At 71.2% G+C, this 12,640-nt stretch carries 13 protein-coding genes and 1 pseudogene; 8 read left to right on the top strand and 6 right to left on the bottom strand.

All coding sequences use genetic code 11. The features are described from left to right. Positions 1-2: 2 nt before the first annotated feature. The 6 genes from ACFZDK_RS40140 to ACFZDK_RS40115 form a co-directional block, all read right to left on the bottom strand. A complete protein-coding gene (locus tag ACFZDK_RS40140; protein WP_365690800.1) occupies positions 3-395 on the bottom strand; it encodes a hypothetical protein in 393 nt (130 codons plus the stop codon). 10 nt (positions 396-405) lie between these two features. Continuing rightward, positions 406-1,542 carry a hypothetical protein gene (locus ACFZDK_RS40135; RefSeq protein WP_390980129.1) on the bottom strand — a complete coding sequence of 379 codons (1,137 nt, stop codon included), beginning with the start codon at positions 1,540-1,542 and terminating at the stop codon, positions 406-408. A 59-nt stretch (positions 1,543-1,601) separates the two neighbouring features. Further along, positions 1,602-1,820 carry a hypothetical protein gene (locus ACFZDK_RS40130; RefSeq protein WP_390980127.1) on the bottom strand — a complete coding sequence of 73 codons (219 nt, stop codon included), beginning with the start codon at positions 1,818-1,820 and terminating at the stop codon, positions 1,602-1,604. Positions 1,821-1,855: 35 nt separating this feature from the next. Continuing rightward, entirely contained in the window at positions 1,856-2,686 is an 831-nt protein-coding gene (locus ACFZDK_RS40125; protein ID WP_390980125.1) for a hypothetical protein, read from the bottom strand. A 30-nt stretch (positions 2,687-2,716) separates the two neighbouring features. Beyond that, positions 2,717-4,159, bottom strand: coding sequence for a hypothetical protein (locus tag ACFZDK_RS40120; protein WP_390980123.1), 1,443 nt, complete (start codon positions 4,157-4,159; stop codon positions 2,717-2,719). A gap of 348 nt (positions 4,160-4,507) precedes the next feature. Then, positions 4,508-5,548, bottom strand: coding sequence for an acyl-CoA dehydrogenase family protein (locus ACFZDK_RS40115; RefSeq protein WP_390980121.1), 1,041 nt, complete (start codon positions 5,546-5,548; stop codon positions 4,508-4,510). A gap of 99 nt (positions 5,549-5,647) precedes the next feature. Between ACFZDK_RS40115 and ACFZDK_RS40110 the strand changes: the two genes are divergently transcribed. The 8 genes and pseudogenes from ACFZDK_RS40110 (at position 5,648) to ACFZDK_RS40075 (ending at position 12,599) form a co-directional block, all read left to right on the top strand. Further along, on the top strand, positions 5,648-5,998 hold the full coding sequence (locus tag ACFZDK_RS40110) for a YciI family protein (protein ID WP_390980119.1): 351 nt from the start codon (positions 5,648-5,650) through the stop codon (positions 5,996-5,998). Next, the gene (locus ACFZDK_RS40105; protein WP_390980117.1) at positions 5,998-7,191 is read left to right on the top strand and encodes a sigma-70 family RNA polymerase sigma factor; all 1,194 of its coding nucleotides are present in this window, start codon (positions 5,998-6,000) and stop codon (positions 7,189-7,191) included. Before ACFZDK_RS40110 ends, ACFZDK_RS40105 begins: the two co-directional genes overlap by 1 nt. A gap of 117 nt (positions 7,192-7,308) precedes the next feature. Continuing rightward, positions 7,309-8,652, top strand: a pseudogene (locus tag ACFZDK_RS40100) (aldehyde dehydrogenase family protein); the annotation flags it as partial. A 258-nt stretch (positions 8,653-8,910) separates the two neighbouring features. Then, on the top strand, positions 8,911-9,618 hold the full coding sequence (locus tag ACFZDK_RS40095; protein WP_390980115.1) for a glycoside hydrolase family 19 protein: 708 nt from the start codon (positions 8,911-8,913) through the stop codon (positions 9,616-9,618). Positions 9,619-9,653: 35 nt separating this feature from the next. Further along, positions 9,654-10,559 (top strand): aldo/keto reductase, encoded by a 906-nt coding sequence (locus ACFZDK_RS40090; protein ID WP_390980113.1) that lies wholly within the window; start codon positions 9,654-9,656, stop codon positions 10,557-10,559. Between the two features lie 138 nt (positions 10,560-10,697). Next, entirely contained in the window at positions 10,698-11,078 is a 381-nt protein-coding gene (locus ACFZDK_RS40085) for a BlaI/MecI/CopY family transcriptional regulator (RefSeq protein ID WP_390980111.1), read from the top strand. Then, positions 11,078-12,001 (top strand): M48 family metalloprotease, encoded by a 924-nt coding sequence (locus ACFZDK_RS40080; protein WP_390980338.1) that lies wholly within the window; start codon positions 11,078-11,080, stop codon positions 11,999-12,001. The genes ACFZDK_RS40085 and ACFZDK_RS40080 overlap by 1 nt, the downstream gene beginning before the upstream one ends. A gap of 205 nt (positions 12,002-12,206) precedes the next feature. Continuing rightward, entirely contained in the window at positions 12,207-12,599 is a 393-nt protein-coding gene (locus ACFZDK_RS40075) for a VOC family protein (protein ID WP_390980109.1), read from the top strand. Positions 12,600-12,640: the final 41 nt, after the last annotated feature.

Here is a 12,640-nt window from a genome sequence, read left to right as displayed (position 1 = left end):
GGCTACGCCTCCAGCCCGACATCCAGCGCCAGGCAGTTGAAGCTGGCCTGCGGTACGCCGTCGATCACCACATTGCTGGGATTGGCCGAGGTGACCACGCAGCGGGCGAACTTCATCGAGTCGAAAGCCCAGTCGGTGCCCTTCTTCTCGGCGACCACCACGGCGAACTCCCTGCCGTCTGCGGCCAGTTCGGTCAGATCGGCGACCGCCGCAGCCACCGCGGGCACCGCCATCGTGAACGTGAAGGTGAACGGCTGTCGGACGAAACCGACGTTGTCCGCCTCGATACTGTGCAGCACGGTGTGCGGCACGTTGAACGTCGGGGTGAAGCTGGAGATCGGGGTGATGGTGCTGTCCCCGAGCTTGACCTCGAGCCGTGTGTTCCAGTCCGGCATCGGTGCTCCCCTAATCGAACTTCAGCGTGATGGAAAGCCGGTGAATGGCACCGGCGTACTGGATCGCCACCATGACCTGGACCACCCGCTGCGCCTCCGCGTCATGGATCTGCGCCGCCTCCGCGGCGGTGAGCGCTGCCGGGTCCTTGTCCAGCAGGGCCAGCAGCGGTACGACGACCTCGAAGCCGTTCAGCACATCGCTCTGCACCTCCGGGCCGAGGATTGCCTCCAGTTGGGCGATCAGCGCACGCAGCCCCGAGCGGCTGATCCGCACGTTGCCGACCGTCTTGATGAGCTGCGCGTTGAGCTGGAAGGTGATGTCGTCGACCTTGCGCATGATGTCGATGAACTTCTTGCCGGCCGGATTGCCGGTGTAGCCCTCGCCCATGTAGACGCCGTTGCCGGGAATGATCGACGGGCTGGTCAGCCAGTTCACCCCGCGTCCGGCCGGCCCGGAGTCGAAGGTCTCCGAGCCGTTCAGGGCCTCGATCGCGGCCTGGCTGAACGACGGGCTGGTGATGTTGACCGGCTTGAGCAGCAGCGAGATGTGCGGCTCGTAGCCCGCGATCGTGCCGGCCACCGCCGCGGCGGCGTCCTGGTCGCTGCGGTGCGCGATGTAGACCATGCGCTCGTGGGCGAGGGTGCCCGTCACCGGGGTCGGATCGGCGGAGTTCTTGGGCAGCATCGCCACGCCCATGCGCTGCTTGCCGTCGCCGCCGGTCTCCGACACCGAGGCGACGTGCTTGGCCAGCGAGACCAGCGCGCCCTCCGGGGTGCCGGTGGCGCCGGTGGTGGCGTTCAGCGGGGTGTTGGCCAGCACCACCAGTTGCACGTCGAGGCCGGCGACCGTGTCCAGCGCGGCCTTCCAGTCCGGGGTCTTCTCGTCCACCCGCACGGCTGTCACCAGCGACGGGCCGGGCGACTGGGCGAAGGCGAGCGCCACGGCTTCCCCGAGGTCGCCGGGGGCGCGTCGGCGTGCCTCGGCCGGATCGGTGAAGTCGATCGGTATGCCCACCACGGCCGCGTCGGTCGGCGGTGACTGCTGCGGCAGCGCGACCTTGCCGACCACGGCGATGTTGCCGAATGCGCGAACGGCTGGTGCGAACAGATCGACGACCGGGTTCACCCGGATATAGCGGACTGGCATCGGCCCCTCCTTCATCTCTGTCGGGCCTGAAGTGCGATGGGGTTCAGTGGTACGGGCGTTCAGTGGTACTTGCGGACGAGCCGGGCGCGCAGGCGCCGCAGCTCCTGAGGGGACAGAACGGTGGGTGAGCGGAGCGCCGCGCCGGATTCCACAGCGGGTGGCTCACCGGACTCCACGGCGGCCTGTGTGGCGGCCTGCTCCTCGGATTCGGCGTCTTCTTCGCCGGCCGCCGTCGCGTCGATGTGACGGCGCGACGTGGATCGTTTGTCGGGCGGCATTCCTGCCTCCTCGGTTCGAATTCAGGGGTTCGTATTCAGAGGTTCGTATGCAGAAAAAGCGCCGCCACACCCGCTCTGGCGAACAACTGCTCGACCGCGGTGGTGGTGATCCCGCTCCCTCCCGGACCGGATTCGGCGAAGAGGACGGCGACCGCGTAGGCCGTGGTGGATTCCACCGGTACCGTCGTCGGTGTCCTACCGGTCAATGTCCTGCTCGTTTCCCGGACCACCTGGGCGGCCCGCATTCCCTCGGTCAGATCGAAGGGATCGACCGCCACCGTGGCGAGCGCGACATTCAAGGTGTGCGCATTGGCCGGGTCGTCCGGATCGAATGGCGCGGCGGCCCGCAGACGTACCGTCGTCACCAGGTACTGAAAGGCGTCGCGCAGTTGTTCCACGGTGCTGATGCCGTGCTCGGCCAGAAACGCGTCCAGGTCGATGAACGGGAACCGCCGGCGGAATTCGTCCAGCGTCGCGAAGTCGTCGGCCGCCTCGGTGACGATCGACTCGGCACCGGCCGGTTCGACCTCGGCCACCACCGTGACCCGCAGCCGGGCCAGGATGTCGATCCACGCCGGATTCCGTGACGTCGCCTCGTCCAAGGTGAGGTCGCTGCGGGTGTAACTGGGCACCGTCTGTGTCCAGGTGCCTGTTCTCCGGCCCTTCGCGAAGAGCGGGTGCTGCAGTTCCAGCTCGCTCACGGCCACGTCCCGGACCTGGTCGATCCGTACCGCCGACAGGTCGTAGGTCGCGGCCAGCATGGTGCGGATCAACTGCCGGTCGGTGTCCTCGGCGGGCAGCAGCAGCGAGCCGAACACGGCCGGGTCGCCGAGCTCCAGCATCATCTGATCCCGAAACGAGGTCATGGCAACCCCCTTGGTCATCAACGGCTACGGCTAGAGATGCAGGGTGATGGTTCCGGACGCGGAAGCGGTGGTCCCGCGCGAGTCCGTGGCGGTGACCGTGAACGGGTAGCTCCCGGTGGTGTTCAGCGGGGCCTGCACCTGCCACGACGACCAGTCGCTCCCGGGCGAGGTGTCCTGCGCGCTCCCTGTGGGGCCGCCTGTGAAGGCATAGGCGACCTGGGTGACGCCCGACGACGCGCCGGACGTCGTCCCGGCGAGGGTGACCGTGTACGGCAGCGAAGTGGCGGTCTGACTCTTGTCGAAGTCGTTGATCGTCACCGCCGGGGGTGCGCTGTCCTGTCCGACGAGCGAGCGGGTCTGGGTGGTGGCGAGGCCGTTCGGGTCGGTGCAGGTGACGGTGAGGGACCGGGATCCGAGCGGTGTCGGGCCGAGTGCGATCGTCTTGTTGTACTGGGTGCCGGTGTACTGCTCGGAGGTGGCGGGCTGGCCGTCGTGGGCGATGCTCACGGTCCAGGGGTAGAACTGGTCGCTTCCCGTGGCCAGTTGCACACCGACCGATCCGCCGCCGGGCCCCAGGCCGACGGCGCTGCCGTCGGCCGGAGCCACCCAGGTGAACACCGGAGGGGCCTGGGCGGCCAGGGTGACGGTTCCGGACGCGGAACGGGTGGTCCCGCGGGAGTCCGTGGCGGTGATCGTGAACGGGTAGCTCCCGATGGCGTTCAGCGGGGCTTGTACCCGCCAGGTCGACCAGTCGCCGCCGGACGAGGTGTCCTGCGCGGTTCCTGTGGGGCCGCCTGTGAAGGCGTAGGCGACCTTGGTGACTCCCGACGAGGTGCCGGTCGTCGTCCCGGTGAGGGTGACCGTGTACGGCAGGGACCTGGCGGTCTGCGTGCCGGCGAAGGCGCCGATCGTCACCGCCGGGGGTGCGCTGTCCTGTCCGACGAGCGAGCGGGTCTGGGTGGTGGCGAGGCCGTTCGGGTCGGTGCAGGTGACGGTGAGGGACCGGGATCCGAGCGGTGTCGGGCCGAGTGCGATCGTCTTGTTGTACTGGGTGCCGGTGTACTGCTCGGAGGTGGCGGGCTGGCCGTCGTGGGCGATGCTCACGGTCCAGGGGTAGAACTGGTCGCTTCCCGTGGCCAGTTGCACACCGACCGATCCGCCGCCGGGCCCCAGGCTGACGGCGCTGCCGTCGGCCGGGGTGACCCACGTGAACGCCGGGGGGATCGCCGCGGCCACCGAGATGGTCCGTGAGGGGGCTTGCAACTGGGTGCCGTTGGACTCCACCGCGAGCGCCGTGATCAGATAGTTGCCCGCACTGGGGAAGGTCGCCGCGTAACCTGTGCCGCCGCCCCGGTGGTCCCTGAGCAAGACCACACTCTGAATGTCGAGATCCGTCTCGGTGAAGGTGACCGCATCCACCGCTTGCCATTGGTTGTTCTTCCAGACCCAGCCGACGCCGGGATAAGCGGTCACCGTGATCGTGACCGGTCTTCCCGCCCGCACCGTTCCGGTAGGCCAGGAGATACTCACGGAAGGCGGTACAGGGTCCGGCGGGGTCGTTATCGAGGGTTTCGCCGTACCGTCCTCGATGCCCGACGAATGATTGACGGTCATGGAAACTCCATTCCTGGTCCCCCTTTGCTCTTGCTCCGGGCAACCGTCGCAGAGTCCGTCGACAATCCGTCGACAGTTCCCGTCACCGGGATACCGGAGCGGGCGCGCCTGCCGTGTCGGACAATCCGACGGCGCTTTCCGCGGCGGGCCGGCGAGCGAGGGCGGCTTCCCCGCCGCGCCGCACGCTCGCGGGCCGTCAGTGGGCCGTCAGCGCGGTCCCTGGGCGAGATGCCGCAGATGCGCCGTGCGTGAACTGCTCGTCTGCCCCTGGACCAGGAGGAACAGGGCCTCCCGGGCCAGCCGCTGGGCGCGGTGGGTGAGCAGCATCGTCCGGCCGCCACCCGTCACCACGGCCGCCTCCGTCGCCGTACGCATCAGAGTGAACGCCTCCGCCCGCACCGCCAGCCGCTCCTCCGCGCGCTCCTGCGGCATCGGATGGTCGGCTAGTGCGTAGGCGTGGCGGCGCACCTCGTCCAGACGCGCCCGCAGCACCCCCGCGTACTCCTCCTCGACGAGCGTCAGCGCCGCGCGCGTGATCCCGAAGACCGCCGGGTTCGCGTTCAGCGTCTTCGGGTGGTCCGACGCCGCCCAGTCCGCGTACGGCATCAGGAGCGCGACCGCCTCCTCCGGCACCCACAGGCCGTCCAGTTCGAGGGACACCGTCCGGGACGCACTGAGGGCCGCCAGCCGCATCGGCTCCGAGGGCCGCAGGCCCGGCTGTTCGCGGGCGTCGACGAAGGCGAACAGGGCCTCGTCGTCCTCGGTCACCCCGGCCAGCAGCATCACGTCGTTCAGACCCCAGCCGGTGTACCAGGGCACGGTGCCGGAGAAGCGCCAGCCGTCCGCCTCGCGCCGGACCCGCACGGGGACCCGCGGATACGACCGCAGATGCGCGTACGCCACCCCCGACAGCAGCTCACCGCGGGCCAGCGGGCCCAACAGGCGTTCCCGCACCGGCAGGGCGGTCTTCGCCAGGGTCAGCACCGGCGTGTGGTGCTGCGTCTGCACGAACCAGGTCGAGCAGCACGCCCCGGCCAGGATCTCCGCCGTCTCGCGGACCACGGCCGCCGGCGCCGCCGAGCCGCCGTACGCCACCGGCGCGCTCACCCCGAGCAGACCCGAGCGCCTGGTCGCCTCGATGTGGCTCGCGGGGACGCCCTCCTGGTCGACCCGCTCCGCCGCGGGGGCCAGGAGGCCGTCGGCGAGTTCCCGGGCGCGGACGACGAGCGGATGTGAGGCGACGGTCATGGACAAGATTCTTTCGGTTTCCCGGCGTGAGGTGTCGATCCGGGGGGCTGCCGTTCGTGTAGAAGGCGAGAACATCCCGAACCGACCTGGGAGAACCCCATGAAGCACTACCTGCTCAGCGTGGTCCAGCCGACCGACGGCACCCCGCCCTCGCCCGACGCGCTCGCCGCGATCATGCGTGACGTCGAGGCGTTCAACGACGAGCTGCGCGCCGCCGGCGCCTGGGTCTTCGCGGACGGTCTGCACGGCCCGGAGACCGCCACCGTGCTGCGGCCCAAGGACGGCGACGTGCTGATCACCGACGGCCCCTACGCCGAGGGCAAGGAGTACCTCGGCGGGATCTGCCTGATCCGCGCGGAGGACCTCGACGCCGCCCTGGAGTGGGGCCGCAAGTGCGCCCTCGCCACCACCCTCCCCATCGAGGTGCGGCCCTTCATGGGCCGGCACTGATGGCGGACGCCGCCGACGTCGAGGCCGCCTTCCGTGCCGAGTACGGGCGCGCGGTCTCGGTCCTCGTCCGCTTCCTCGGCGACATCGACCTCGCCGAGGAAGCGGTCCAGGACGCCTTCACCGCGGCGCTCGACAGATGGCCGGAGAAAGGGGTGCCGCCGAGCCCGGCCGGCTGGATCATCACCACCGCCCGCAACCGCGCGCTGGACCGACTGCGCCGCGAGTCCTCCCGGGACGCCCGGCACACCGAGGCCGCCCGGCTGCTCGCCCCCGACGCACCGGCCGAGGAGGGCCCCGTGCGCGACGAACGGCTCCGGCTGATCTTCACCTGCTGCCACCCCGCCCTCGCCCTCCAGTCCCGGGTCGCCCTGACCCTGCGCCTGCTGGGCGGACTGAGCACGGCCCAGATCGCCCGCGCCTTCCTGGTCCCCGAGCCCACCCTGGCCCAGCGCCTGGTGCGCGCCAAGGCCAAGATCCGCGACGCGGGCATCCCGTACCGGGTGCCGAGGGACGCCGACCTGCCCGACCGGCTGAACGGGGTGCTCGCCGTCGTCTACCTCGTCTTCAACGAGGGGTACGGCGGTGATCCCGCGCTGTGCGCCGAAGCCGTACGCCTGGGGCGGCTGCTGTACGAGCTGATGCCGGACGAGCCGGAGGCCGCCGGGCTGCTCGCGCTGATGCTGCTCGTGGAGGCCCGGCGGTCCGCCCGGGAGTCGGCGGACGGCGAGCTGGTGCCGCTGCCCGAGCAGGACCGCGGGCGGTGGGACCGGGAGCTGATCGGGGAGGGCCAGGACCTGGTCCGGCGGTGCCTGCGGCGCAACCGGCCGGGGCCGTACCAGATCCAGGCCGCGATCAACGCCGTGCACAGCGACGCGCCCACGGCCGAGGCCACCGACTGGGGGCAGATCCTGCGGCTGTACGACCGGCTCATGGCCACCGCCCCGAGCCCGGTCGTCGCCCTCAACCGGGCGGTCGCGGTGGCCGAGGTCGAGGGCCCGGGCGAGGCGCTGGCCCTGGTCGACGCGCTGGACCTGGACGGTTACCACGTGCTGCACGCGGTCCGCGCCGACCTGCTGCGCCGGCTCGGCAGGACGGGCGAGGCGGTGGCGGAGTACGACGCGGCGATCGCGCTCACCGGCAGCCTGCCTGAACGGGTACACCTCGCGCGGCGGCGGGACGAACTCAACGGCTGAGCAGGTGTGACCTTCGTCAACCGCAGTAGTTTCGGGCCGCCGGAATTTACTTCGGCCCCTGAATGGTTGCAATATACATCTGACTGTTGAGACCCCAGCCGGGCCGTCGGGCCCGCGCGCACCACCAGCGAGGCATCCGTGAACCAGTCCCTCCCCGAGCAGCCCGCCGACGTCGTCGCCAGGCTGCGCGCCACCTTCCGCACCGGCCGCACCAAGCCCGTCGAGTGGCGCACCGACCAGCTGCGCCGGCTGCGCGCCATGCTCACCGAGGGCGGCGCGGACCTGGCCGCGGCCCTCCACGCCGACCTGGGCAAGAGCACCGGCGAGGCCTACCGCACGGAGATCGACTTCACGATCCGGGAGATCGACCACACCCTCGACCACCTGGCCGAGTGGCTGCGCCCCGAGCCCGCCCCCGTCCCGGCGCACCTGGGCGGCGACGCGACCGCCTGGACGCAGTACGACCCGCTCGGCGTCGTCCTCGTCATCGCCCCCTGGAACTACCCCGCCCAGCTGCTGCTCGCGCCCCTGGCCGGTGCCCTCGCGGCCGGCAACGCGGTGGTCGCCAAGCCCAGCGAGCTGGCCCCGGCCACCTCGGCGGCCCTGGCCCGGCTGCTCCCGGCCCACCTCGACCCCGACGCGGTCGCCGTCGTCGAGGGTGGCGTCCCGGAGACCACGGCCCTGCTCGCCGAGCGCTTCGACCACATCTTCTACACCGGCAACGGCGTGGTCGGCCGCATCGTCATGCGCGCCGCCGCCGAGCACCTCACCCCGGTCGCCCTCGAACTCGGCGGCAAGTCCCCGGCGTTCGTCGACCGCGACACCGACCTCGCGGTGGTCGCCGACCGGCTGGCCCGCGGCAAGTTCCTCAACGCGGGGCAGACCTGCGTGGCCCCCGACTACGTCCTCACCGACCCCGAGACGGCCGCCGCCCTGGAACCCGCCCTGGCCAAGGCCGTCCAGGCGCTGTACGGCGCCGAGCCGAAGGAGTCCGGCGAGTACGGCCGGATCGTCAACGAGCGCCACTTCGACCGGCTCAGCGGACTGCTCGGCTCGGGCCGGGTGGTGGTCGGCGGCGACACCGACCGTGCTGTCAAGTACATCGCGCCCACCGTGCTCGCCGACGTCGACCCGGAGTCCCCGGTGATGCGGGAGGAGATCTTCGGCCCGGTCCTGCCGATCGTCACCGTCCCGGACCTGGACGGCGCGATCGGGTTCGTCAACGACCGTGACAAGCCCCTCGCGCTCTACGTCTTCACCGAGTCCGACGCCACCCGGGAGCGGTTCGCCGCCGAGACCTCCTCCGGCGGCCTCGGCTACGGCCTCCCGGTCGCCCATCTCACGGTCTCCGACCTGCCGTTCGGCGGGGTGGGGGAGAGCGGCATGGGCAGCTACCACGGCCGCTACTCCATCGAGACGTTCAGCCACCGCAAGGCGGTCCTCGCCAAGCCGCTGAGCTGATCCGCCGATTCCCTCCGGGCCCGGCCGCGTGCTGACGCGGCCGGGCCCGAGCGCTGCCGTCACGGGCGGTGTCGAATGCCCGACTTCCTGGTTTCCGGGCGCAATTGCGGAAACCGCCGACCGGAGACGGGTCCCGGGTTGACTGGTCTACACCCTTGACTGGTACAGACCAAAGCAGTTGAGTGGGCCTCACACCCCCCACCGCGGCCGCTCCCCCTTCGAGGGGTGCGGCCGTGCTCCGCAAAGGAGTTGATCCGTGTGAGGCGTCGCATCGCCGCACTCCTGACCTCGCTGGCCATAGGAAGCTCCGCCCTGGTGTTCCAGGCGGCCCCCACGGCCTCCGCGGCCGGCTTCGTCGTCAGCGAGGCGCAGTTCAACCAGATGTTCCCGAACCGGGATTCGTTCTACAGCTACAGCGGGCTCACCGCCGCGCTCAGCGCCTACCCGGGCTTCGCCAACACCGGCAGCGACACCGTCAAGAAGCAGGAGGCCGCCGCCTTCCTCGCCAACGTCAGCCACGAGACCGGCGGCCTGGTCTACGTCGTCGAGCAGAACACCGCCAACTACCCGACGTACTGCGACTGGAGCCAGTCCTACGGCTGCCCCGCGGGCCAGTCCGCCTACTACGGACGCGGCCCCATCCAGCTCAGCTGGAACTTCAACTACAAGGCCGCAGGCGACGCGCTCGGCATCGACCTCCTCAACAACCCCTGGCAAGTCCAGAACAACTCCGCCGTGGCCTGGAAGACCGGCCTGTGGTACTGGAACACCCAGAAGGGCCCCGGCACCATGACCGGCCACAACGCCATGGTCAACCAGGCCGGCTTCGGGCAGACCATCCGCTCCATCAACGGCTCCCTGGAGTGCGACGGCAAGAACCCGGCGCAGGTGCAGAGCCGGGTCAGCGCCTACCAGAAGTTCACGCAGATCCTCGGTGTCGGGGCCGGAAACAACCTGTATTGCTGACCCCCTCGTCAGGGGCCGTGTGCCAGACTCCGTCGATGACCTCCGAAACGATCACCGCGGACGCCTCCGGCACCTGGAAACTGGGCGACCTGCCCGTCCACCGACTCGGCTTCGGTGCGATGCGGCTGACGGGCAGCGCCGCCTTCCACCACGGCACCCCGAGCGACCGCGCCCGCTCGGTCGCCGTGCTGCGCAAGGCCGTCGAGCTCGGTGTGAACCACATCGACACGGCGGCCTTCTACTTCTCCGCCCTGCGCTCCGCCAACGAGCTCATCAACACCGCCCTGTCCCCGTACCCGGCCGACCTCGTCATCGTCACCAAGGTCGGCCCCTACCGCGACTACTCCGGCGAGTGGAACACCTCCGCCCGCCCCGACCAGCTGCGCGGCCATGTCGAGGAGAACCTGCGCCAGCTCGGCCGCGACCACATCGACGTCGTCAACCTGCGCCGGATGGGCCAGGACTCGATCGCCGAGCACTTCGGCGCCCTCGCCGAACTTCGCGAGGCGGGCCTGGTCCGGCACCTCGGCGTCTCCGACGTCGAACCGCGCCATCTCGACGAGGCGCTCGCCATCGCCCCCGTCGTGTGCGTGCAGAACCGCTGGGGCCTCGACATGCGGGATCCGGCCACCGACGAACTGGTCCGCGTCTGCGGCGACCGGGGCATCGCCTTCGTGCCGTTCTTCGCCGTCGCGGGCGAGGCCGGGGCCCACGGTGCCACCGAGAACCACGACGAGGCCGTCCTCGCCGTCGCCCGTGCGCACGACGCCAGTCCCGCCCAGATCCGCCTGGCCTGGACCCTGCACCAGGGCCCGCACGTCCTCGCGATACCCGGCACCGGAAACCCGGACCACCTCGCCGAGAACGTTGCCGCGGGCGCCCTCCGGTTCACCGAGGAGGAGCTGGCCCGGCTGAACGCCCTGCACACCGGTGCCGCCTGACCCGCGGGTCAGATTTCTTCCGTCCGCCACGGCGGTCCTCCCCATAATGGGCTCACGGGTGGTGGCCGCCGCAGTGTTGACTACACTGCCGTAGACGGTCTGCCGGACTGTGGACGACGAAGGGGTGAGGAATCTTCCATGGCCGACGCGAAGGACGAACGCCGGCCCGCCGGCGAACTCGAGGCGAGCGTCATGGCGGCTCTCTGGGCCGCCGGCGCGCCCCAGACCCCCGGCCAGGTGCAGCACAGCCTCGGCACCGACCTGGCCCGCACCACCGTGACGACGATCCTCACCCGGCTGCACGACAAGGGCGTGGTCGACCGGCACCGCCAGGGGCGCGGGTTCGCCTACTTCCCCGTCCAGGACGCGCAGGGCCTGACCGCGAAGCGGATGCACAGCGAACTCGACCGGGACAGTGACCGGGAGACCGTGCTCGCCCGGTTCGTCGCCCAGCTCAGCCCGGACGACGAGCGGGTGCTGCGCGGCCTGCTCGAAGCCGACGAGCAGTCCGGTGGATGATGATCGCCCTGCTGATCCTGCCCCTGCTCGTGCCGTTCGCTCTGCCGGCACTGGCCCGGCGGGCGCTGGACCGGTTGTCGCCCGGCGTCGCGCTCTGGGCAGTGACCGGCGCGGCCGTCGCCCTCGCGGGGTGCTCCCTGGCGGCGCTCGGCGCGTTCGTCCTCACCGGGCTGCTCAAGGTCCCGTTCTTCGCCACGCTCGGTGAGCTGATCCGCCCGCTGCGCTTCGGCTCCGACCGCCTGGTGCTGCCGCTGGCGGCCGTCTCGGTCGGCGCCGTCGCGCTGGGCACCCGGCGCCTGGTCCGGACGGTGCTCCGCCAGGCGCGTGCCTTCCACGCGGCCCGGGCGGAGGCCGGGCGGGCCGCCGCGGGCGACCTGTGCGTCGTCGACTCGCCGTGTCCGGACGCGTACGCGCTGCCGGGCCGGCCGCATCGGATCGTGGTCACCACCGCGATGCTGCGCAGCCTCGACGGGGCCGAGCGGGAGGCACTGTTCGCGCACGAGCGGGCGCACAACGCCGGCGGGCACCACTTCTTCCTCGCGGTGGCCGAGTTCGCGGCGCACTGTCATCCGGCGCTGCGGCGGGTCCGGGACGTCATTCGGCTCGCCGTGGAGCGGGTGGCCGACGAGGCCGCGGCGCGTGCGGTGGGGGACCGGCGGCTGACGGCCCGCGCGATCGCGAGGGCCGCGCTGGCGGGGCAGGGCGGGGGCGTGCGGCGGCCGGTGTTCGTGCCGGGGGTCGCGTCGGGGCCGGTGCCGCAGCGGGTGCAGGCGCTGCTGGCGCCGCGTGGCCGGCGGCGGGCCGGAGCGTGGGTCGCGGTGCTGCTGGTGGCCGGTGTCGGGCTGTCGTGCGCCGCGTCGGTGACCGGGATGGTCGACTTCCACCATCGGGTGGAGGTCGCCCAGGGGGAAGCGGAGCGGTAAGGGACGGCCGGTCGTCGGGTGCGGGTCCGTCGTGGCTGGTCGCGCAGTTCCTCCCCCAGCCTTCGGCCGGGGGTACCCCCAGCGCCCCTGACGGGGCGCTCCAGGCGTCGCCTCTCGAAGAGTCACCCCAGGAAAAAGCCGAACTGGCATCCGTTAAGTTTTACGTATAACCTCTCCCGCTAACCGCCCCCACCGAAAGGCCCCCATGCGACGCGTCGCCCTGGTCACCCTCGTCGTCGGCGACTACGACGAGGCGATCCGCTTCTACACCGAGGCCCTCGGGTTCCGGCTCGTCGAGGACGCGCCCCGCCCGGACGGGTCCCGCTGGGTCGTCGTGGAGCCGGGAGCGGAGGGGGCCGGTACCGGACTGCTGCTCGCCCGCGCGAAGGACGAGGACCAGCGTGCCCGGGTCGGTGACCAGACCGGCGGGCGTGTCGGGTTCTTCCTGCACACCGACGACTTCGCCCGCGACCACACCCGCATGGCCGCCGCCGGCGTGACCTTCCTGGAGGAGCCGCGGCACGAGCCGTACGGCACCGTCGCCGTCTTCCAGGACCTCTACGGCAACCGCTGGGACCTGCTCCAGCCCGCCGCCTGACCTGACCGATCACCCCGAACCACCTGCCGAGGAAAGCCCCG

Origin of the sequence: Streptomyces sp. NPDC007901 (assembly GCF_042959465.1) — a bacterium.
Taxonomy (GTDB): domain Bacteria; phylum Actinomycetota; class Actinomycetes; order Streptomycetales; family Streptomycetaceae; genus Streptomyces.
Note: the sequence above shows the minus strand (reverse complement) of the source record. Positions and strands in the feature narration are given on the sequence as shown.